At 71.8% G+C, this 20,367-nt stretch carries 18 protein-coding genes; 5 read left to right on the top strand and 13 right to left on the bottom strand.

The genetic code is table 11. The annotated features are described in order from the left end of the window. Positions 1-17: 17 nt before the first annotated feature. Together B082_RS0123470 and B082_RS0123465 are read right to left on the bottom strand one after the other, a co-directional pair. Positions 18-383, bottom strand: a complete 366-nt coding sequence (locus B082_RS0123470) for a VOC family protein (RefSeq protein WP_018554246.1) — start codon at positions 381-383, stop codon at positions 18-20. Next, positions 383-1,177 (bottom strand): trans-aconitate 2-methyltransferase, encoded by a 795-nt coding sequence (locus B082_RS0123465; RefSeq protein WP_026250112.1) that lies wholly within the window; start codon positions 1,175-1,177, stop codon positions 383-385. Before B082_RS0123465 ends, B082_RS0123470 begins: the two co-directional genes overlap by 1 nt. An 88-nt stretch (positions 1,178-1,265) precedes the next feature. Between B082_RS0123465 and B082_RS0123460 the strand changes: the two genes are divergently transcribed. Continuing rightward, entirely contained in the window at positions 1,266-1,763 is a 498-nt protein-coding gene (locus B082_RS0123460; RefSeq protein ID WP_018554244.1) for a MarR family winged helix-turn-helix transcriptional regulator, read from the top strand. Here the strand turns inward: B082_RS0123460 and B082_RS0123455 are convergent. After that, positions 1,722-2,531: a response regulator transcription factor gene (locus B082_RS0123455; RefSeq protein WP_078622637.1), complete on the bottom strand. Its 810-nt coding sequence runs from the start codon at positions 2,529-2,531 to the stop codon at positions 1,722-1,724. The genes B082_RS0123460 and B082_RS0123455 overlap by 42 nt on opposite strands. Before the next feature lie 196 nt (positions 2,532-2,727). On the opposite strand from B082_RS0123455, the gene B082_RS0123450 reads away from it, so the two are divergent. Beyond that, positions 2,728-3,171 carry a GNAT family N-acetyltransferase gene (locus B082_RS0123450; protein ID WP_026250111.1) on the top strand — a complete coding sequence of 148 codons (444 nt, stop codon included), beginning with the start codon at positions 2,728-2,730 and terminating at the stop codon, positions 3,169-3,171. 15 nt (positions 3,172-3,186) lie between these two features. Here B082_RS0123450 and galK read toward each other — a convergent pair whose 3' ends face one another. The 3 genes from galK to galT are packed head-to-tail and all read right to left on the bottom strand — an operon-like array spanning position 3,187 to position 6,370. Next, complete coding sequence (gene galK / locus B082_RS0123445) at positions 3,187-4,353, bottom strand: galactokinase (RefSeq protein WP_018554241.1); 1,167 nt, start codon at positions 4,351-4,353, stop codon at positions 3,187-3,189. Further along, positions 4,350-5,330 carry a UDP-glucose 4-epimerase GalE gene (gene galE / locus B082_RS0123440; RefSeq protein WP_018554240.1) on the bottom strand — a complete coding sequence of 327 codons (981 nt, stop codon included), beginning with the start codon at positions 5,328-5,330 and terminating at the stop codon, positions 4,350-4,352. Before galE ends, galK begins: the two co-directional genes overlap by 4 nt. Further along, positions 5,327-6,370, bottom strand: a complete 1,044-nt coding sequence (galT, locus tag B082_RS0123435) for a galactose-1-phosphate uridylyltransferase (RefSeq protein WP_018554239.1) — start codon at positions 6,368-6,370, stop codon at positions 5,327-5,329. The genes galE and galT overlap by 4 nt, the downstream gene beginning before the upstream one ends. Before the next feature lie 238 nt (positions 6,371-6,608). Between galT and B082_RS0123430 the strand changes: the two genes are divergently transcribed. After that, entirely contained in the window at positions 6,609-8,279 is a 1,671-nt protein-coding gene (locus B082_RS0123430) for a sodium:solute symporter family protein (RefSeq protein WP_018554238.1), read from the top strand. Positions 8,280-8,294: 15 nt separating this feature from the next. Continuing rightward, the gene (locus tag B082_RS0123425) at positions 8,295-8,597 is read left to right on the top strand and encodes a hypothetical protein (protein ID WP_018554237.1); all 303 of its coding nucleotides are present in this window, start codon (positions 8,295-8,297) and stop codon (positions 8,595-8,597) included. A gap of 31 nt (positions 8,598-8,628) precedes the next feature. On the opposite strand, the gene B082_RS0123420 is transcribed toward B082_RS0123425, so the two are convergent. The 5 genes from B082_RS0123420 to B082_RS0123400 all read right to left on the bottom strand — a co-directional run bounded on the left by B082_RS0123420 (position 8,629) and on the right by B082_RS0123400 (position 17,455). After that, a complete protein-coding gene (locus B082_RS0123420; protein WP_026250110.1) occupies positions 8,629-9,321 on the bottom strand; it encodes a response regulator transcription factor in 693 nt (230 codons plus the stop codon). A 123-nt stretch (positions 9,322-9,444) separates the two neighbouring features. After that, positions 9,445-11,400 carry a PQQ-binding-like beta-propeller repeat protein gene (locus tag B082_RS0123415; protein WP_018554235.1) on the bottom strand — a complete coding sequence of 652 codons (1,956 nt, stop codon included), beginning with the start codon at positions 11,398-11,400 and terminating at the stop codon, positions 9,445-9,447. Positions 11,401-11,510: 110 nt separating this feature from the next. After that, positions 11,511-13,370, bottom strand: coding sequence for a PQQ-binding-like beta-propeller repeat protein (locus tag B082_RS0123410; protein ID WP_018554234.1), 1,860 nt, complete (start codon positions 13,368-13,370; stop codon positions 11,511-11,513). 248 nt (positions 13,371-13,618) lie between these two features. After that, positions 13,619-15,490 (bottom strand): PQQ-binding-like beta-propeller repeat protein, encoded by a 1,872-nt coding sequence (locus B082_RS0123405; protein ID WP_018554233.1) that lies wholly within the window; start codon positions 15,488-15,490, stop codon positions 13,619-13,621. A 144-nt stretch (positions 15,491-15,634) separates the two neighbouring features. Continuing rightward, the gene (locus tag B082_RS0123400) at positions 15,635-17,455 is read right to left on the bottom strand and encodes an ABC-F family ATP-binding cassette domain-containing protein (RefSeq protein WP_018554232.1); all 1,821 of its coding nucleotides are present in this window, start codon (positions 17,453-17,455) and stop codon (positions 15,635-15,637) included. A gap of 117 nt (positions 17,456-17,572) precedes the next feature. Here B082_RS0123400 and B082_RS0123395 point away from each other — a divergent pair, with 117 nt between their 5' ends. After that, positions 17,573-18,214, top strand: coding sequence for a lipoprotein (locus B082_RS0123395; protein ID WP_018554231.1), 642 nt, complete (start codon positions 17,573-17,575; stop codon positions 18,212-18,214). Between the two features lie 4 nt (positions 18,215-18,218). Here the strand turns inward: B082_RS0123395 and B082_RS0123390 are convergent, their stop codons facing one another. Beyond that, positions 18,219-19,112, bottom strand: coding sequence for a 4-(cytidine 5'-diphospho)-2-C-methyl-D-erythritol kinase (locus B082_RS0123390; RefSeq protein WP_018554230.1), 894 nt, complete (start codon positions 19,110-19,112; stop codon positions 18,219-18,221). After that, on the bottom strand, positions 19,109-19,978 hold the full coding sequence (gene rsmA / locus B082_RS0123385; RefSeq protein ID WP_018554229.1) for a 16S rRNA (adenine(1518)-N(6)/adenine(1519)-N(6))-dimethyltransferase RsmA: 870 nt from the start codon (positions 19,976-19,978) through the stop codon (positions 19,109-19,111). The genes B082_RS0123390 and rsmA overlap by 4 nt, the downstream gene beginning before the upstream one ends. Between the last annotated feature and the right edge of the window lie 389 nt (positions 19,979-20,367).

Raw genomic sequence — 20,367 nt, 5'->3', positions numbered from 1 at the left:
GCCGTGTCCCGGCGGGCTCAGCCGGTCACCGGCTCCAGGAACTCCAGCCGGTTGCCGACCGGGTCGTGGCTGTAGAAACGGCGGTGGCCCGGCAGGTTCCCGTCCCAGACCACTTCGGCGCCGCGCTCGGTCAGCCGGGCCGCGTACGCCTCGATACCCGTGACCCGCAGCCCCGGGTGGGCCTTGCGGGCCGGGCGGAAGTCGGTCTCGATGCCCAGGTGCAGCTGGACCGGGCCGGCCGCGAACCAGCAGCCGCCCCGCGCGGCCAGCACGGGCGGCTTGGCGATCTCGGTCATGCCGAGCACATCGGTGTAGTACGCGCGCAGGGCGTCCTCGCTGCCCTCGGGGGCGGCGAGCTGGACGTGGTCGAGGGCGGTGATCATCACTTCTCCCGATGGGCGACGGCGAAGATGCGGCGGAAGGGGAAGACCGTGCCGTGCGGGCCACGGGGGTAGGCCGTGCGCAGCAGGTCGCGGTAGTCGGCGAGGAAGGCGTCCCGGGCCTCCTCGTCGTCGGCGAGCGCGGTCAGGACGGGGCGCAGGCCGGTGCCCTTCACCCAGTCCAGGACGGGGTCCTCGCCGGTCAGCAGGTGGAGGTAGGTGGTCTCCCAGACGTCGGCGGTGACGCCGGGGCCCGTCAGCAGGTCCAGGTAGCCGGCCGGGCTCAGTACGGCGTCGGCGTGGCGGAGCCGGCCGCCCAGGCGGGAGCGCCAGCGCGGGGACTCGGCGAGTTCGCGCATCAGGGCGTGGCTGGGCCGGTCGAAGTTGCCGGGGACCTGGAGGGCGAGGGTGCCGCCGGGGAGCAGGGCGTCCAGCCAGCCCGGGAGGAGGCCGGCGTGGCCGGGAATCCACTGGAGCAGGGCGTTGGAGATGATCAGACCGTACGGCTCGGAGGGCGTCCAGGTGGCGGCGTCGGCCTCGGCGAAGTCCAGCAGCTCCGTGGCGTGGGCGCGGGCGCGCTCCAGCATCTGCGGGGAGTTGTCGTAGCCGGTGATGCGGGCGTGCGGCCAGCGCGCGGCGAGCAGGGCGGTGACGTTGCCGGCGCCGCAGCCGAGGTCGGCGATGCGCGCGCGGCTGCCGGGCGGGTCGGGGACGCGGGCCAGCAGGTCGTAAAAGGGGCGGGTGCGGTGGTCCGCGTGGCGCAGGTACTGCTGCGGATCCCAGACGGGTGCGGTCATGGAGTTCAGGATCATCCACAACTATCTTGATGTCAAGACACTTGAATTCAAGAGACTTCATGTCGACAGACCCTCTACACTGATCCACATGGAGGACGAGGTTGACCGACTGGTCGCTGCATGGCGCCGCGAGCGCCCCGACCTCGACGTGGAACCACTGGAGGTCCTCAGCCGCGTCTCCCGCCTGGCCCGCCACCTCGACCGGGCCCGCAGGATCGCCTTCGCCGAGCACCAGCTGGAGCCGTGGGAATTCGACGTCCTCACGTCGCTGCGCCGCGCCGGCGCCCCCTACCAGCTCTCCCCCGGCCAGCTGCTCACCCAGACGCTGGTCACCTCGGGCACGATGACCAACCGCATCGACCGCCTCACCAAGAAGAACCTCGTCGAGCGGCTCCCCGACCCCAGCGACCGGCGCGGGGTCCTGGTCCGGCTCACCCCCGAGGGCCGCGACAAGGCCGACCAGTCGCTGGCCGGGCTGCTGGCCCAGGAGCGCGCCATCCTCGGCGAGCTCTCGCACCAGCAGCGTTCCGAACTGGCCGGACTGCTACGCCAGTTGACTGCCCCGTTCGACAACATCCCCGGGTAGCGCCGGGTCCTGAAGATCGGCCGGGCCGACCCCGGCGCGTCTGGCCAGCGCCACGGCCGCCAGCGTCGAGTGCACGCCCAGCTTCCCCAGGACGTTCTGCATGTGCGTGCGCACGGTGTGCGGGGAGAGGAAGAGACGTTCCGCGACCGCCTTGCGGCCCAGGCCCGCGACCATGCACCGCAGCACCTCCCGCTCGCGCGGGGTCAGCGACTCGACCAGCTCCTCGCTCTCGGTGCGGTGCTTGCGCCCGGCCAGCAGCTCCCGCAGCACCCCGGTGAGCAGGGCGGCGGGCAGATGGGTCTCGTCGCGCAGCACCCCCCTGATCACCGCCAGCAGCCGTTGCAGCGAGCTGTCCTTGGCGACCCAGCCGCAGGCCCCGGCCTGGAGGGCGAGCGCGGCCCGGCCCGGGTCGTCCTTCTCGGCGAGCACCACCGTACGGACCGAGGGACGGGCCGCGCGGACCGCGCCGACCAGGGAGATCCCGTCGACCGGGGCCGGCTGTCCGGCGCGCGGGGCGGGCACCGGGACCGGGCCCGCGCCGTCTCGCCCCGCCGGGGCCAGGTTGCCCAGTTCCGCGTCGACCAGCAGGACGTCGTAACCGCGCCCCTCCGCCGCCGCGCGCTCCAGACAGCGCAGCGCGGCCGGGCCGCTGCCCGCCGCCGCCACCTCGACGTCCGGCTCGGCCGCGAGCGCGGCGGCGAGCGATTCGGCGAAGATCCGGTGGTCGTCCACCACGAGAACCCGGATACGGGCCACAGGCACCCCCATGCTGTGTGTTCTGGGGCGCCCCGAAGCGTGCGTCCCCCCGACGGGGCCGGACCGGCACCCGTGGCGCCCGGCTGTCTCGTACCCCTGCATACGGCACCGGCCCCCACCGGCGCTGTGCATCAGCGTACGGGCGGCGGACCGGGCCGGAAGGGGGATTGGCGGAAGTTGTCCGGGGGCGCCCCCTAGGGTGAGGCGCATGTTTCGTCTTGAGACAGAAGTGGACAAGGAGCGGCGTGCGCTGCTGAACAGGCGGCTGCGGGACGAGAACACCGCGCGCTCACCCCGGATCAGCGCCCTGCGCGCCACGCCCGACGCGCGCGAAGTGCCGCTGGAGGTCTGGGCGTTGGACGCCGACGGCCGGGTCGCGGCGGGGCTGACCGGGCGGACCTGGGCACACTGGCTCCATGTCGATCTGCTCTGGGTCGACGCCCCGCACCGGGGCTCCGGCCTCGGCTCGCGGCTGCTCGCCGAGGCGGAACGGGTGGCGCGGGCGGACCGGTCGTGCACCCGCTCCCGGGTGGAGACCTGGGATTTCCAGGCCCCCGGCTTCTACCGGAAGCGGGGCTACGAGGTGCGCGGGCAGGTGGACGACTACCCGCCGGGCATCACGGAGTTCACCCTCACGAAGGAACTCGGCTGACGCGTTCCGGCCCGTTCAGACGAGCCGGCGAGCGCCTGCCGACGGCACCGCGGGGAAGACGCCCGGCGTCCCGTAACCGGCCGAAGTGAACGCCTCCAGCACGGACTTGGTGACCTCGTCCGCCCGCTCCTCCTCGACCAGCACGATCGCGGAGCCGCCGAAGCCGCCCCCGGTCATCCGCGCGCCGAGCGCCCCGGCCGCGTTCGCGGTGTCGACCACGAGGTCCAGCTCCGCGCAGGAGACCCGCAGGTCGTCGCGGAGCGAGCGGTGCCCCGCCGTGAGGACCGGTCCCGCCGCCCGCACCTCGCCGGCGTCGAGCAGCGCGATGACCCGCTCGACGCGCTGGTTGTCGCCGACCACATGGCGGACGTAGCGCACGACGGACTCGTCCGCACCGGCCTCGGCCAGCCGGTCCAGGGCGGCGCCCAGCTCCTCGTACGGCAGCTCGCGCAGGGTGCGTATGCCGAGCAGGCGCGCGCCCTCCTCGCAGCCGGTCCTGCGCTCCGCGTACGCCCCGTCGCCCAGCGCGTGCTTGACGCGGGTGTCCACGACCAGGAGCCGCAGGCCGTGCGCGGACAGGTCGAAGGGGACCTGGCGCCGGCCGAGGTCGCGGGTGTCCAGGTGCAGGGCGTGGCCCTCGGTGCAGCAGGCGGACGCCATCTGGTCCATGACCCCGCAGGGCACTCCGACGAAGGCGTTCTCCGCGCGCTGGGCGATGACCGCCAGATCGGCGGGGGCGAGCCCGAGCCCGAAGAGGTCGTTCAGGGCGAGCCCGGTGACCACTTCGAGGGCGGCGGACGAGGAGAGCCCGGCACCGGTCGGGACGGTGGAGGTCAGCTGGATGTCGGCGCCGGTGACCGGGTGGCCGGCCTCGCGCAGGGCCCAGACCACCCCGGCGGGGTAGGCCGCCCAGCCGTGGCCCTCGTTCGGGGTCAGCTCGTCCACGCGGAGCCGGACGACACCGCCGGGCACATCGGTGGAGTGCAGCCGCAGTTCGCCGTCGGTGCGGCGGGCGACGGCGGCGCGCGCGGTGTGCGGGAGGGCGAGCGGCATGACGAAGCCGTCGTTGAAGTCGGTGTACTCACCGATCAGGTTGACCCGGCCGGGTGCGGCCCAGATCCCCTCGGGCGCACCCCCGTACAGCTCGGTGAAGGAGGCGGTCAGCTCGGCGTCGTCGGTCATGGTGCGGTGGGTTCCTCTCGGCGGGCGAACGTCCAGGCGTCGGAGACGATTCCGGCCAGGTCGGCGCGGGACGGCTGCCAGCCGAGGCGCTCCCTGGCGGTGGCGGCGGAGGCGACGAGGACGGCCGGGTCGCCGGCGCGGCGCGGGGCCGCGGCCTCGGGGACGGGGTGGCCGGTGACCTCGCGGACCGTCTCGATGACCTCGCGGACCGAGAAGCCGTTGCCGTTGCCGAGGTTGCAGATCAGGTGCTCGCCCGCGGTGGCGGCGTCCAGGGCGAGCAGGTGGGCGTCGGCGAGGTCGGCGACGTGGATGTAGTCGCGGACGCAGGTGCCGTCCGGGGTGAGGTAGTCGTCGCCGTAGACGGAGATCGACTCGCGCTGTCCGAGGGCGACCTGGAGGACCAGCGGGATGAGGTGGGACTCGGGGCTGTGCCGCTCGCCGCAGCTGCCGTAGGCCCCCGCCACGTTGAAGTAGCGCAGCGAGACCGCGGCCAGGCCGTGGGCCGCCGCCTCCCCGGTGATCATGTGGTCGACGGCGAGCTTGGTCGCGCCGTAGGGGCTGGTCGGGGCGGTGGGGTCGGTCTCCGTGATGGGGCTGGAGACCGGCTCGCCGTAGGTCGCGGCGGTGGAGGAGAAGACCAGGGTGCGCACCCCGGCGTCGCGCATCGCGGCGAGCAGGGCGGTGGAGCCGCCGACGTTGTTGACCCAGTACTTCTCGGGGTCGGTGACGGACTCGCCGACCTGGGAGTACGCGGCGAAGTGCAGCACCCCGTCGTAGGAGGCGTCGAGCCACTTCGCGGCGTCCTGGACGCGCCCCTCGATGAAGTCGGCGCCGGCCGGGACGCCCGCGCGGAAGCCGGTGGAGAGGTCGTCCAGGACGGTGACGGCGTGGCCGGCCTCCAGCAGGTGCTGGGCCACGACGCTGCCGACGTATCCGGCACCGCCGGTCACCAGGTACTTCCTCGGGGACTTGCTCACTGGCTCGCTACCTCTCGCAGTCGCTGGGCCGCGGTCTCCGGCGGCACGTCGTTGATGAACACGCTCATGCCGGATTCGGAACCCGCGAGGAACTTCAGCTTGCCGGAGGTCCGTCGGATGGTGAAAAGCTCCAGATGCAGCCCGAAGTCCTCACGGTCCGGGATCCCGAACGGCGCCTGGTGCCAGGCGGAGATGTAGGGGGTCGGCGGCTCCCCGGGTCCGAAGATCCGGTCGAATCGCCTCAAGAGTTCCAGATAGACCTGTGGGAACTCCGTGCGCGCCCCCTCGTCAAGACCCCGCAGGTCGGGGACGCGGCGGCGGGGGTGCAGATGGACCTCGTACGGCCAGTGCGCCACGTACGGCACGAAGGCGATCCAGTGCTCGGTGGCGAGCACGATCCGGGCGCCGTCGGCCTCCTCGCGGGCGATCACGTCGTCGAAGAGGTTGCCGCCGGTCTTCGCGTGGTGGGCGGCCATGGAACGCAGCATCAGCTCGGTGCGCGGGGTGACGAAGGGGTAGCCGTAGATCTGGCCGTGCGGGTGGCCGAGGGTGACGCCGATCTCGGCGCCCCGGTTCTCGAAGCAGAACACCTGCTCGACCTGCGGCAGCCCGGCGAACTCGGCGGTGCGGTCGGTCCACGCCTCCAGGACGAGCCCGGCCTGCTCCTCGGTGAGGTCGGCGAAGGACGCGTCGTGGTCGGAGGTGAAGCAGACGACCTCGCAGCGGCCGGAGTCGCCGGCCAGGGAGGGGAAGCGGTTCTCGAAGACGGCGACGTCGTAGTCCGCCTCCGGGATCTCGCTCTGCCGCCCCTCGCGCGAGGGGCAGAGCGGGCACTCGTCGGCCGGCGGGTGGTAGATGCGGCCCTGGCGGTGCGAGGCGATGGCGACGCTGTCGCCGAGCAGTGGGTCGCGGCGGATCTCGGACGAGGTCGAGACGGCGTCGAGGGGACGCGTGTCGGCCGCCTCGCGCACGACGTCGTCGCGGCTGTCGTAGTAGATCAGCCCCCGGCCGTCGGCGAGCGTCGTAACCGTCTTCTTCACCAGACTCCTCCCACCAAACATAAGCGAACACAATGAACCACAAGTCAACAGATGCGTCAATGAGTCGACGGCGGCACACGCGAGGGCGCCGAGTGGCGGATCTCAGCGGTGTGGAGCCCGGGATTCAGGCAATACGATCACAAACAAACAAAGAACCTCTTGGGAAGTGTTCACTTTCCGAACATAAGGGCGTAGTTTCCTTCGGGTTCAGTTCGCGAAACGAAGCGAGACTCCCCCCATGCAATACCTGGCAGCAGGGCTCCGACTCCCCACGAACGGGCTCGACTACACGATCCTGGCGATCTACTTCGCCGTCGTACTCGGCATCGGCTTCGCCGCTCGGGCGAGCGTCAGGACCAGCCTCGACTTCTTCCTCTCCGGACGGTCACTGCCCGCCTGGGTGACCGGTCTGGCCTTCGTCGCGGCGAATCTCGGTGCCACCGAGATCCTCGGCATGGCGGCGACAGGCGCGCAGTACGGCGTCGCGGTGGTGCACTGGTACTGGATCGGCGCCATCCCGGCCATGGTCTTCCTCGGCCTCGTGATGATGCCGTTCTACTACCGCTCGAAGGTGCGCTCCGTACCGGAGTTCCTGCTCCAGCGCTTCGACAGGTCGGCGCACCTGCTGAGCTCCATACTCTTCGCCTTCGCGGCGATCCTGATCGCGGGCGTCAACCTGTACGCCCTGTCGATCGTCGTGGAGGCGCTCCTCGGCTGGCCGCAGTGGGTCGCGATCGTCGTCGCCGGCTTCTTCGTGCTGGCGTACATCACGGTCGGCGGGCTCTCGTCGGCGATCTACAACGAGGTGCTCCAGTTCTTCGTCATCCTCGCCGCGCTGATCCCGCTGACCGTGCTCGGTCTCAAGCGTGTCGGCGGCTGGGACGGGCTGAGCGACTCGCTCTCGTCGAGCCACGGCGAGAACTTCATGACCGCGTGGGGCGGCACCGGCATCGGTGACGCCAACCCCCTCGGCGCCAACTGGCTGACGATCATCCTGGGTCTCGGCTTCGTGCTCTCGTTCGGCTACTGGACGACGAACTTCGCCGAGGTGCAGCGCGCCCTGTCCGCGAAGAACCTCTCGGCCGCCCGGCGCACCCCGCTGATCGCCGCGTTCCCGAAGATGTTCATCGTCTTCCTCGTGATGATCCCGGGTCTGGTCGCCGCGGTGATCGTGCCGAACATCGGCGCGGCCGGATCGGGCACCACCTACAACGACGCGATCCCGCTGCTGATGCGGGAGCTGCTGCCCAACGGCGTGCTCGGCATCGCGGTGACCGGTCTGCTGGCCGCGTTCATGGCCGGCATGGCGGCCAACGTCTCCTCGTTCAACACCGTGTTCACCACGGACATCTGGGCGCGGTACGTGAAGAAGGACCAGCCGGACGCGTACTACCTGCGCTTCGGCCGGCTGATCACGGCGATCGGGGTGCTGGCCTCCATCGGCACGGCGTTCATCGCCGCCAGCTTCTCCAACATCATGAGCTACCTCCAGACGCTCTTCTCGTTCTTCAACGTCCCGATGTTCGTCGTGTTCATCATCGGCATGTTCTGGAAGCGCGCCTCGATGAAGTCCGGTGTCTGGGGGCTGGTCGCGGGCACCACCGCCGCGATGGTCAACTACTTCGTCATCTACAAGCAGGGTGTCATCGACATCCCGAGCGACCAGGGCGCCAACTTCGTCTCCGCGATCGTCGGCTTCGTCGCCGGCGCGGTCGTCATGATCGCGGTCACGCTCTTCACCGCTCCCAAGCCCGAGGCCGAACTCGCCGGCCTCGTCTACGGAACCGAGTCCCCGGACGCCGCCGAGGTGCCCGAGGAGGGCGACAGCGCCTGGTACCGCAGGCCCGCGCTGCTGGGCTGGGGAGCCATCGTGCTCGCCGCCCTGTGCTACGTCCCCTACTCGTTCTGATCGGAGCAACCCACCATGTCCGACCTGCGCAAGGAAGTCTCCGAACTGGAGCAGAAGTCCGCCACGGCGGCCCGCCTCTTCGACATCCGGCGGATCATCGGCGGCCTCTTCGTGGTCTACGGGATCATCGTGACGATCGCCGGGATCAGCCCGTCCGACGAGGACCTGAAGAAGGCCGAGGGCGTCCACATCAACCTCTGGACCGGCCTCGCCATGCTGGCGCTCGGGCTGTTCTTCCTGGTCTGGCTGAAACTGCGCCCGGCCCAGGCGCCGGCACCCGTGCCTGAGGACACGCCTGAGGACACGCCGGAGGGCTGAGCCACCACCGCGCGGCAGGGGCCGGGCACCGTCACCCGACGGTGCCCGGCCCCTGCCGCGCGCCCGCCGCCCGGTCCAGCAGGCCGGTGCGGGCGGCCAGCGCGGCGGCCTCCAGGCGGGAGCCGACGCCGAGTTTCATCAGGACGCGCTGCACATGCGTACGGGCGGTGCTCGGCGCGATCCGCATGCCGGCCGCGATCAGCCGGGTGTCCTCGCCCTCGGCGACCCGGACCAGGACCTCGACCTCGCGCGGGGTGAGCAGCCGCAGCAGCCGCCGGCCCTCGTCGTCGGGCTGGCTCACCGGGTCGAGCAGCTCCGCGAAGGCGCTCTGGAGGAGGCCGGGCGCGATGGCCGCCTCGCCCGCGCGGGCCTTGACCATGGCGCGCTCGACACCCTCGATGCGCTCGTCGTGCCGGACGTAACCGGCGGCGCCTGCCGCGAACGCCGCGGCGATCCCGCGCGGGCTGGGCACCGGGCCGAGGACCACCACCGCGGTCTGCGGGCGCTCGCGCCTGATCCGGACGACGGGGTCGAAGGTGCCGGGCACGGCGGGGGCGGCCGTGCCGAACAGGCAGACCTCGGGGGCCCGGCCGACCACCAGGTCCGCCGCGCCCGAGGTGGGGGCGGCCGCGGCCAGCACGCGGTGGCCGCGCAGCTTCAGCGCCGAGGCCAGCGCCTCGGCCAGCAGGCGGTGGTCGTCGACCACCATGAGCCGGACACTCATCGAACTGTCCCCCCGTACACCGACACCAGGCCCCCCGGCCTGCCAGGGCCTGCAAGTTACACGCCCGGGTACGGGTGTGGGGGTGGAACCGGCCGGTTCCACCCCCACACCCGTGAATCGGGGTCAGCTGGTGTGGAAGGACACCACCAGGTACTCCTTGCCGAACGAACTCTTGCGGGGTTCGCTGACCATCGTCTCGGAGATGTACAGCCTGCCCTCCGCGTACAGGTACTCGGCGTAGTTCGGGGAGAAGCTCGTCTCCGCGTCCCGGACGGCCTCGTCACCCGGGTTCCGCATCAGGACCGTCTCCTTGAAGGTGCTGCCGTCGATCGAGACGACCTCGCCGCCCGCGTTGTACGGAGGTTCCTTGTACGCGATGATGTTGTTGCCGTCCATGCGCAGCGGGAAGACCGTGAAGCGCTCGCCCGCGTCGGCCCGGTCGCCGGTCTGCTTGCCGGTGGTGAGGTCGAAGGAGACGATCTCGTTGGTCCGGCCGTAGTCCTCGCCCGCCCCGTCGTGCTCCTCGGTCGGCAGGTAGAGCCGGTTGTTGCCGACGGCGAGGTGCTGGCAGCTCTCGACCTTGGTGGAGCGGCAGTTGGCCGCGTACTTCTCCGCGTCGGCGGGGATACGGGTGATCAGCTTGCCGGTGGCCGCGTCGATCGAGAAGAAGTCCGAGATGCCGCTGCCGTCCCCGGCGGTGTCGCCGACGTCGGCGGCGACCACGAGGGGCTTGGTCGAGACGATGCTCGCGTATTCGACGCCGGCCGGCATCTTGTACGAGGAGAGCGGGGCGCCCGTGGTCGGGTTCAGCGCCTGGATGACGAGCTGCGGGTCGTCGTACTTACCGCACTTGCGGACCACGGCGAGGGCCTCGCCGCCGCCGTACCCATTGTCGTAGCAGCCGTCGGTGCTGACCTTGGGCTTCCAGCGCTCGGCGCCGGTGTTCAGGTCGAAGGCGGCGCCGCCGTCCAGTCCGCCGGCGGCGACGGTGGTGCCGCTGAGGGTGACCTCGTCGAACCGGACGGGGCGGTCACCGCTGCTGGAGGCGGTCACCGACTTGCTCCACATGAGCTTGCCCGTGGCCAGGTCGAGGGCGCCGACCTGGTTGCAGCTGGCGTACTTGGTGGTCTTGGTGCGCTTGGCCTCCTCGAAGGCGATGGCGGTCTTGAAGTCCTTGGTGATGTGCTTGGTCGCGGCGCACACCTGGCCGTCGAGCGGGATCGACCAGAGCTTGGTGCCCTTGTCCCGGTCGTAGCCGACGATCTCGTTGATGCCCGACTTCACGTACGCCTTGTCGGTCATCCAGGAGCCGGAGACGGTGGTGACGGAGGCGACCTTGGGATGGGGCAGCTGGAAGCCGACGGCGGAGGTGACGTTCGCCGGGGCCTTCTCCTTGCTGGCGCCGCCGCCGGTGCCGTTCTCGTCCGCTCCGTCCGAGCCCTCCGAGCCGTCCTTGTCCCCCTTGCCGCCCTTGCCCTCGCCCGTGGTGCCGGAGGAGGAGCCGGCCTCGTCCTTCTTGTCGCCGTCCCCGCCGCTGGAGGCGTACCAGACGCCGCCGCCGACGATCAGTGCCACGGCGACCACGGCGGCGACGATGATCTGCGCCTGCGTGGAGAACTTCTTCGGTCCGTTGCCGCCCGGCTGGGGCGACGGGTAGGCCGGCTGCATCGGGGCGGTCGGGTAGCCGTGGGCCTGCTGGCCCGGGTAGCCGTACGCCGCCTGCGTCGGGTAGTCGTGGCTCTGCGGCTGCCCCTGCGGGAAGCCGTAGCCGGGCTGCTGGGGCGGCGGCGCCTGCGGGTAGCCGTAGCCCGGCTGCTGCTGGGGCGGGCCGGGGGGCGGCGGGGAGCCGTAGCCGCCGGGGGGCGGGGTGGCCGGGGGCGGGGTCGCCGGGGGCGGCGGGGTGTTCGGCTGCTTGCCGAACGGGTCGGCGGGCGGCGGGGTCGGAGCACCGAAACCGCCCGGCGGCGGGTCCTGCGGGGCGCCGAAGCCGCCGGGCGGGGGGTCCTGCGGAGCGCCGAAGCCGCCCGGGGGCGGGCCCTGGGGCGGTTCGTTGGGCGGCTGCTGGGGCGGCTGTGTCATGGCGTTGCGTACCTCGGAGAAAAAGGGGGTCGGTCGGTGGGCCGGAACCGGCCGCGGGCGGGGCTGCTGCCGCCCGCGGCCGGCGATGTCTCAGATGCCGCGGTGAGCCGTCACTTGCCGAAGGCCATCATGGTCTTCGTCTCCAGCTCTTCCTTGTCGTTGCTCGCGCTGACCCGTCCGCTCGCCACGAACGAACGGCCGTCCGCGTAGAGGATCTTCTCGTTGTAGAACGAGCTCTCGATCGACGAGGTCGAGTCCGGGTGCTGGAGCACCATCTGCGGGCTGCCGCCGGACGGGGACAGGGTGGCGATGCCGCCGCCCTTGCCGTAGGCCGCGTTCACGTAGAGCAGGACGTTGCCGCTCTCCATGCCCAAGGGCTTCACGGTCTGCCCGGCGGGGGCCTTCGCCTTCCACTTCGGCTTGCCGGTGTTCAGGTTGAAGGCGACGACCTGATTGGTGCGGGCGGAGCCGCTGGTGTCGTCCTGCGTGGCCATGTAGAACGTGTTGGCGTCGGCCGCGACGCCCGTGCAGCCGTCGAGGCGCTTGCCGAAGATGGTGAAGGCGCCACCGCAGTCCGGGGCGAACTTGTCGCCCTTGTCACCGACCAGCTGGGAGCGGAGCGTGCCGTTCTCGCGCAGGGCGAGGATGCTCCACTTCTTGTCGTCGCTGCTGCTGCCCTTGGTGAGCGACACGATGAGCGGGCTCACCGAGTAGACCTTGTCGACCTCCCAGCCACGGGCGGGCTTGTAGGTCCACTTGGGCTTTCCGGTGCTGGGGTCGACCTCTTCGATCTCGTGCTGCGGGTTCTTGACGTCGTCGGTGCGGCAGCTGGTCGCGGCGATGAGCTTGGTGCCGCCGGCGAAGGCGAACGGCTGGCAGTTGCCGCTCCGCTTGCCGAACAGCTCCTTGCCGTCGCTGACCCGGAAGGCGTTGGAGCCTCCGGTGCGGCCCGCCGTCACGGTGTCACCGCTGATGGCCATCGAGAGGTCCGACATCATGTCGAAGAGCCCGCTCTTCTTGACCTCCTTCTTCCACCCCGCCTTCCCCGTGTTGAGGTCGATCAGCTGGAGCATGGAGCAGTCGGCCTTGTCGGTGGTGCCGTTCTTGATCGCGATGACGATCTTGCCGTCCGTGGTGGTCTGCTGGGGCGCGGAGCAGATGTCCGCGGGCAGCTTCAGCGTCCACTTCTGCGTGCCGTCGGCCACCGCGTACGCCGACATCGTGCGGTACATGCCCTTGACGACGGTGTCGCCGACGAGCCACGGCCCGTACACGTCCGCGCCGTTGCGCGGCAGGTCGACGTCGTTCTTCTGGAGCCAGAGGACCTTCGCCTCGCCGTCCTTGCGGCCGCTGTTGAGGTCGTCGTCCTCCCGCCCGGTGCCGTTGCCGTCGCCCTTGTCCACGGAGGGCGAGACGGACGGCTTCTGGACCTCTTCGCTCTGCTTCGCGACGGGCTTGTCATCATCGTCGTCGTCGCCCCCGCTCGTCGCGAAGTACACCCCGCCGCCGATGACCAGGAGCGCGGCGACCGCGGCACCGATGATCATGGCGGGCTTGCGCTTGGACGGACCACCGCCCGGACCCCCGGGGCCGGGCGGCACGGGGGCGCCGGAGTACTGCTGCTGCGGGAAGCCGTAACCGGGCTGCGGCTGCTGACCGTACGGCCCCGGCTGCTGCGGCTGACCGTAGGGACCGGGCTGCTGCTGGGGCTGGCCGTAGGGACCGGGCTGCTGGGGCTGACCGTACGGCCCCGGCTGCTGGGGCTGCCCGTACGGGCCGGGCTGCTGCGGGTAGCCGTAGCCCGGCTGCGCGGGCGGCGGGGTCGGCGGCGCGGCCGGGGGCTGGGGCGGCTGGGCGGGCGGCGGCGGCGTCTGCGGCGGGCCCTGGGGCGGCTGCGGTACCCCGTGCGGCGGCTCCTGCGGAGCGCCGAAGCCTCCCTGCGGCGGTTGCTGTCCGGGCGGCTGGGTCATCAGCGCGTCCCCCTTCGTGCGGTCCGGTGCCCGTTCCGGACTCCCCCGCGATCCCGCCGGGGCTCCGCGGGTCGGTCAAGACCCCCCGGATCACGGCGAAATGGAGCGAATCGGGCATGGATCCCGCAGTGTTACGTCAGTCGAGCGGGACTTCTTTGTACCACCCGCCCCAGCACCGCTCCCGGTTCGGTCCGCCCCTGTTCCCAAGGGAGGACCGGGCCGTGATACCGCCGTGATGCTCCGGACCGTCAGTTCCCGAAGACCACCATGGACCGCGCGTCCACCTCTTCGTCTCCGCTGATGCCGCTGAGCCTCGTCTGCATCAGGAGGGAGCGCCCGCCCACGTACGCGACGCGTGGCCCGGCGAAGCCGAGTTCCATGTCGGCGCCCGACGCCGGATGCCGCAGCACCATCTGCGGGGTGCCGCCGGTGGACGGGAGGGAGGCGATGCCGCCGCCCTTCTTCAGGGTCGGGTTGACGTACATCAGCAGCTTGCCGTTCTCGACCCGCAGCGGCGTGGCCGTCTGCCCCTCCGGCGACTTCGCCGACCAGCGGTACTTGCCGGTCGTCAGGTCGAAGGCGACGATCTCGTTGTCGCGTTCGGTGCCCGTCCTGGTGGCCATGTAGAACGTGTTCGCGTCGGCGGCCACGCCCATGCAGTTGTCCAGGTTCTTGCTGAGCGCCATCAGTTCGTCGTCGCATCTGGGCGCGTACTCGCCCGGACCGCCGGAGAGCTGGGTGCGGTAGCTGCCGTCGTCGTTGAGCACCAGGATGCCCCACTTGTCCGGCTGCTTCAGCGAGACGACGAGCGGGCTGACGGAGTAGAACTGCGCGACCTCCCAGTCCTTCTTGAGCTTGTACGTCCACAGGACCTTGCCGGTGGCGGGGTCGATCCGCTGCACCTGCTGGTCCTTGTAGTCGTCGTCGGCGGTGTGGCAGCTCGTCGCGGCGATGGCCACGGGCCCGCTGGCGAAGCCGAACGGCTGGCACGCGCCGGACCGTTCGCCGAAGAGCTGCTCGCCGTCACTGACCCGGAACCCCTCGGACCTGCTGGTGCGGCCCACGGTGACCGTGCCGCCGTTGACCGACATCGCGAGGTCGGAGAGCCCGTCCCAGATGCCCTTGCGTACGAATGTCTTCCGCCAGCCGGCCTTGCCCGTCCTGAGGTCGATCATCTGCAACGTGTTGCACTCGGCGCCTTCCGAGGTGTCGTGCCTGATCGCGAGGACGATCTTGCCGTCGTCGGTGGGCAGCGAGGGCGCGGAGCACATCCGGGTGGGGAGCCGGACGCTCCACTGGAGGGTGCCGTCGGAGACCGAGTAGCCCGAGACCGTGTAGAACATGGCCTTCGCGACGGTGTCCCCCGCGAACCAGGGTCCGTACACGTCCTCGCCGTTGGCCGGCAGGTCGACGCCGCCCTTCTGGAGCCAGAGGACCTTCGCCTCACCGGACTTGACGCCCGCGTTGATGGTCCGGGCCTCGTCCTCCGGGCTGACCACGGGCTCCCCCGTGGCCTTGCTCCCCGTCGGCGAGGGCGAGACGGTGGGCGAGGCGGAGTGGGTCGGGCCCGCCACGGGCTTGTCGTCGTCGCCGTCCCCGCCGACGGCGAACCATATTCCGGCGCCGGCCACGAGCGCCACGGCGACCGCGACCCCCACGGCCTTCGCGGCCCGGCCGCGGAACCAGCCGCCCCCGCCCTGCGGCCCGGCCGGCGGCGGTGCGCCGTACTGCTGGGTCGGCATCCGGTGCACGGGGAGCTGCCCGGGACCGGGCTGCGGGTGGCCGTGGCCCTGGGGCGGGTAGCCGTAGCCGGGCTGGGTGGGCGGCTGCGGGGGCTGCTGCCCGTACGGGCCGGGCTGGGGCGGGTAGCCGTATCCCGGCCGGGGCTGGGCCGGCGGCTGTCCGTACGGGCCTGAGGGCTGCGGCGGCTGTCCGTACGGGCCTGAGGGCTGCGGCGGCTGTCCGTACGGGCCGGGCCGGCCGGGTGCGTCGTACGGTCCGGCCGGCTGCGGATAGGCGCCGGATCCGGACGATCCGGTGCCGGTCCCCGTACCGGTCTGCGGGTCGTACGGTGCTCCGAACCCGCCCTGCGGCGGCTGCTGTCCGGGCGGCTGGCTCATCGGCCCGTCCCCCTGTTCCGTTGTCACCTGTGAAGCGGCACGGTCGTCCCCCGCACCGGGCAAGGCTTCTTTCTACCACCCGCTTCACAAGCCCCGGCAGTCACACCTGTCGCAGCTCGGTTGCGACAGCGAACCGGCCGACGGTCAGGCGTCCTCGGCGAGTTCGAGCCAGCGCATCTCCAGCACATCGCGTTCCGCGACCAGTTCGCGCAGCTCGGCGTCCAGCTTCGCGACCTTCTCGAAGTCGGTGGCGTGCTCGGCGATCTGGGCGTGCAGGGTCGTCTCGCGGGTCGACATCTTGTCGAGCTGCCGCTCGACCTTCTGCAACTCCTTCTTGGCCGCGCGGGCCGCCTGCGCGGAGACCGCGGGCGCCGGGGCCCCGGCCGTCTGCGCGCGGGGGGCGGCAGGCGTGGCGGGCGTCGCGGTCTCGGCCTGGCGCTGCCTGCGCTCCAGGTACTCGTCGATGCCGCGCGGCAGCATCCGCAGCGACCTGTCGCCGAGCAGGGCCATCACACGGTCCGTGGTGCGCTCGATGAAGAACCGGTCGTGGGAGATCACGATCATGGAGCCCGGCCAGCCGTCGAGCAGGTCCTCCAGCTGGGTCAGGGTCTCGATGTCGAGGTCGTTGGTCGGCTCGTCGAGGAACAGGACGTTGGGCTCGTCCATCAGCAGGCGCAGGATCTGGAGCCGGCGCCGCTCACCACCGGAGAGGTCACCGACCGGCGTCCACTGCTTCTCCTTGGTGAAGCCGAACTTCTCGCAGAGCTGCCCGGCGGTCATCTCACGCCCCTTGCCGAGGTCCACCCGGTCACGGACCTGCTGGACCGCCTCCAGCACCCGCAGGTTCGGCTTCAGCTCGTGGACCTCCTGGGAGAGGTAGGCGAGCCTGACGGTCTTGCCAACGACGATCCTCCCGGCGGCGGGCTGCTCCTCGCCCTGGGTACGGGCCGCCTCCGCGAGCGCCCGCAGGAGCGAGGTCTTGCCCGCGCCGTTCACCCCGACCAGGCCGATCCGGTCGCCGGGGCCGAGCTGCCAGGTGAGGTGCGTGAGCAGGGTCTTGGGGCCCGCCTGGACGGTCACGTCCTCCAGCTCGAAGACCGTCTTGCCGAGCCGGGCGTTGGCGAACTTCATCAGCTCGCTGGTGTCGCGCGGCGGCGGCACGTCGGCGATCAGCTCGTTGGCGGCCTCGATGCGGTAGCGCGGCTTGGAGGTACGGGCGGGGGCGCCGCGCCGCAGCCAGGCCAGCTCCTTGCGCATCAGGTTCTGCCGCTTGGTCTCCTCGGTCGCGGCGATCCGCTCCCGCTCGGCGCGGGCGAACACGTAGTCGCTGTAGCCGCCCTCGTACTCGTGGACCGTGCCCCGCTGGACGTCCCACATGCGGGTGCAGACCTGGTCCAGGAACCAGCGGTCGTGGGTGACGCAGACCAGGGCCGAGCGACGGGCCCGCAGATGGCCGGCGAGCCAGGAGATGCCCTCGACGTCCAGGTGGTTGGTCGGCTCGTCGAGGACGATCAGGTCCTGCTCGGCGATCAAAAGCTTGGCGAGGGCGATCCGGCGGCGCTCACCGCCGGAGAGCGGGGCGATGACGGTGTCCAGGCCGTGCTCGAAGCCGGGCAGGTCGAGCCCGCCGAAGAGGCCGGTGAGCACGTCGCGGATCTTGGCGCTGCCCGCCCACTCGTGGTCGGCGAGGTCCCCGATGACCTCGTGGCGGACCGTGGCCTCCGGGTCGAGGGAGTCGTGCTGGGTCAGCACGCCGAGACGCAGCCCGCCGTTGTGGGTGACGCGGCCGCTGTCCGCCTCCTCCAGCCTGGCCAGCATCCGGATCAGGGTCGTCTTGCCGTCGCCGTTGCGGCCGACGACACCGATCCGGTCGCCCTCGGAGACGCCGAGGGACACACCGTCGAGCAGGGCACGGGTGCCGTACACCTTGCTGACCTGCTCGACATTGACGAGGTTGACGGCCACGAACGCTCCAGCATTGAGGAAAACTCCGGCCTTCAGCGTAGTCGCCACGGCGCGGGCCTCCGCACGAGCGCCCGCCCGGCCCGGTGTACGTTGCGCGCAAACGATCAAGGGGTGGGGATGTTCATGACGCGTCGTACCGTTCGCGGGCTGGTGCCCGCACTGCTGGCCGCGGCCGCGCTGACCGGCTGCTCGTCCGATCCGGACACCGACGGCGGAGCGAAGGCGGAGAAGTCCGCCGGGGCGCCGGCCGTGAAGACGGCGGCCAGGGGCGGCACCGTCGGAGGCCCCGGTTCCGGCTGCGAGCTGCCGGTGACGTTCGACCTGGCGGAGCTGTGGAAGGCGAAGGCCGTCACCCCGGTCGAGCCGGACTCGGTCTTCGCCGGGCTGGCCAACCAGGGCCCGGTCACCATGGTCTGCGAGATCGACGCCAAACCGGCCGGCTATCTCGGATTCCTCCGGGTCTGGCAGGGGAAGAGCGAGGACGCCTCGCCCCGCGAAACGCTGGAGGGCTTCGTCGGGGCCGAGAAGAACGCCTCGAAGATCAGTTACACGAAGGCCACGGCCGGGAAGACGACCGCGGCCGAGGTGTCCTACACCCTCTACAGCAAGCTCGTGGAGGAGTCCCGCCCCGCCCGCGCCTTCGCCGTCGCCACACCCGAAGGGCCGGTCGTCGTCCAGCTGGGCGGATTCGACGCCTACGAGCACAAGGGCATGCTGCCGGCGTACGAACTGGCGAAGCGGACGCTACGGGTGGGCTGACCGCCTACAGGACCGTCGCGCCCGGGGCCGGGGACGCCGCCGTGCGGGCGGTGCGGCAGGTGCCCGACGCGGTCAGCGCGGCCGCCACCTCGCGGGCCGTCGCCGCGTCCTCGGTGAGGAACGCGGTGGTCGGCCCCGAGCCGGAGACCAGCGCGGCCAGGGCACCCGCCTCGGTGCCCGCGGCCAGGGTGTCCGCCAGCGACGGGCGCAGCGACAGGGCGGGGGCCTGGAGGTCGTTGCTCAGGGCGCCGGCCAGGGCCTTCGCGTCGCCGGTCCGCAGCGCGTCCAGGAGGGCGTCCGAGGCCACGGGCCCGGGGACGCGGGTCCCGGCCGTCAGCCGGTCGAACTCGCGGTAGACCGCGGGCGTGGACAGCCCGCCGTCGGCGACCGCGAACACCCAGTGGAACGCGCCGCCCACCTCGACCGGGCTCAGCCGCTCCCCCCGCCCGGTGCCGAGGGCGGCGCCGCCGACGAGGCTGAACGGCACGTCGCTGCCCAGCTCGGCGCAGAGCCCGAGCAGCTCGTCCCGGCTCGCGCCGGTCCCCCACAGCGCGTCGCAGGCCAGCAGGGCGCCGGCCCCGTCCGCGCTGCCGCCCGCCATGCCGCCCGCGACGGGAATGTCCTTGTCGATGTGGATGTGCACGTCCGGCGCGATGCCGTGGAGCGCTGCGAGGGCCGTCGCCGCACGCGCGGCCAGGTTCGACGCGTCCAGCGGGACCTGCGCCGCGTCCGGCCCCGAGCAGGTGATCCGCAGCGATTCGGCGGGCGCCACGGTGACCTCGTCGTACAGGCCGACGGCGAGGAAGACGTTCGCCAGGTCGTGGAAGCCGTCCGGGCGCGCGGCACCGACCGCGAGCTGGACGTTGACCTTGGCGGGGACCCGTACGGTGACACTCATCCCGCGCTCCCGGGCTTGTTCTCGGCGACGGCGGCGAATTCCTCGACCGTCAGCGACTCGCCGCGCGCCTGCGGCGAGATGCCCGCGGCGAGCAGGGCGGCCTCGGCGGCCGGTGCGGAGCCGGCCCAGCCGGCCAGGGCCGCGCGCAGCGTCTTGCGGCGCTGGGCGAACGCCGCGTCCACGACCGCGAAGACCTCCGCCTTGCTCGCGGTCGTCGCCACGGGTTCGGTGCGGCGCACCAGCGAGACGAGCCCGGAGTCGACGTTGGGCGCGGGCCAGAAGACCTTGCGGCCGATGGAGCCGGCGCGCTTGACGTCCGTGTACCAGCTCGCCTTCACCGACGGCACGCCGTACACCTTGTTCCCCGGCCGCGCGGCCAGCCGGTCGGCGACCTCCGCCTGCACCATGACGAGCGTCCGCTCGATGCTCGGGAAGCGGTCAAGCACGGTGAGCAGGACGGGCACGGCGACGTTGTACGGGAGGTTGGCGACGAGCGCGGTGGGCGGCGGGCCCGGCAGCTCCCGTACGAGCATCGCGTCCGAGTGCACCAGCGCGAACCGGTCGGCGCGGTCGGGCATCCGGGCGGCGACGGTGGCCGGCAGGGCGGCCGCGAGCACGTCGTCGATCTCGACGGCGACGACGCGGTCGGCGGCCTCCAGCAGCGCGAGGGTCAGCGAGCCGAGCCCCGGCCCGACCTCGACCACCACGTCGTCCGGCCGCACCTCCGCCGTCCGCACGATCCTGCGGACCGTGTTGGCGTCGATGACGAAGTTCTGGCCGCGCTGCTTGGTGGGACGTACGCCCAGGGTCGCGGCCAGCTCACGGATGTCTGCGGGGCCCAGGAGGGCGTCGGGCTCTGTGCTCACGTACTCAGCGTACGGCCCTCCGGGCGGGGCCCTGCGCCGTTGCTTGCCCCGTCCCGGGCCGATCGGTTCCGTCCTCAATCGCCGGACCGGCTTGAATGCGGCGCCGGCCTCCACGGGCTTGCCCCGGTCCGGGGCGGAGGGTTCCGTCCTCAATCGCCGGACCGGCTTGGGTGGGGCGCCGGCCCCCACGGGTTTGCCCCGGTCCGGGGCGGAGGGTTCCGTCCTCAATCGCCGGACCGGCTTGGGTGGGGCGTCGACCCCCGCGGGTTTACCCCGGTCCCAACCGAAGGGTTCCGTCCTCAATCGCCGGACGGGCTCAAAAGCACGCCTGCGCGCCGTGGGTGGGGTCCGGGGTCCCTCCGGGGCGTCTCCTCAAACGACGAACGTTC

Source organism: Streptomyces sp. ATexAB-D23, assembly GCF_000373645.1.
GTDB lineage: Bacteria > Actinomycetota > Actinomycetes > Streptomycetales > Streptomycetaceae > Streptomyces > Streptomyces castrisilvae.
This window is presented reverse-complemented; position numbering and strand designations above follow the sequence as displayed.

Bases quoted from the DNA above. Each gene is read 5' to 3' on its own strand.
- B082_RS0123470 (WP_018554246.1), bottom strand. From the start codon at position 383: ATGATCACCGCCCTCGACCACGTCCAGCTCGCCGCCCCCGAGGGCAGC.
- B082_RS0123465 (WP_026250112.1), bottom strand. From the start codon at position 1,177: ATGACCGCACCCGTCTGGGATCCGCAGCAGTACCTGCGCCACGCGGAC.
- B082_RS0123460 (WP_018554244.1), top strand. From the start codon at position 1,266: ATGGAGGACGAGGTTGACCGACTGGTCGCTGCATGGCGCCGCGAGCGC.
- B082_RS0123455 (WP_078622637.1), bottom strand. From the start codon at position 2,531: ATGGGGGTGCCTGTGGCCCGTATCCGGGTTCTCGTGGTGGACGACCAC.
- B082_RS0123450 (WP_026250111.1), top strand. From the start codon at position 2,728: ATGTTTCGTCTTGAGACAGAAGTGGACAAGGAGCGGCGTGCGCTGCTG.
- galK (WP_018554241.1), bottom strand. From the start codon at position 4,353: ATGACCGACGACGCCGAGCTGACCGCCTCCTTCACCGAGCTGTACGGG.
- B082_RS0123430 (WP_018554238.1), top strand. From the start codon at position 6,609: ATGCAATACCTGGCAGCAGGGCTCCGACTCCCCACGAACGGGCTCGAC.
- B082_RS0123425 (WP_018554237.1), top strand. From the start codon at position 8,295: ATGTCCGACCTGCGCAAGGAAGTCTCCGAACTGGAGCAGAAGTCCGCC.
- B082_RS0123420 (WP_026250110.1), bottom strand. From the start codon at position 9,321: ATGAGTGTCCGGCTCATGGTGGTCGACGACCACCGCCTGCTGGCCGAG.
- B082_RS0123415 (WP_018554235.1), bottom strand. From the start codon at position 11,400: ATGACACAGCCGCCCCAGCAGCCGCCCAACGAACCGCCCCAGGGCCCG.
- B082_RS0123410 (WP_018554234.1), bottom strand. From the start codon at position 13,370: ATGACCCAGCCGCCCGGACAGCAACCGCCGCAGGGAGGCTTCGGCGCT.
- B082_RS0123405 (WP_018554233.1), bottom strand. From the start codon at position 15,490: ATGAGCCAGCCGCCCGGACAGCAGCCGCCGCAGGGCGGGTTCGGAGCA.
- B082_RS0123395 (WP_018554231.1), top strand. From the start codon at position 17,573: ATGTTCATGACGCGTCGTACCGTTCGCGGGCTGGTGCCCGCACTGCTG.
- B082_RS0123390 (WP_018554230.1), bottom strand. From the start codon at position 19,112: ATGAGTGTCACCGTACGGGTCCCCGCCAAGGTCAACGTCCAGCTCGCG.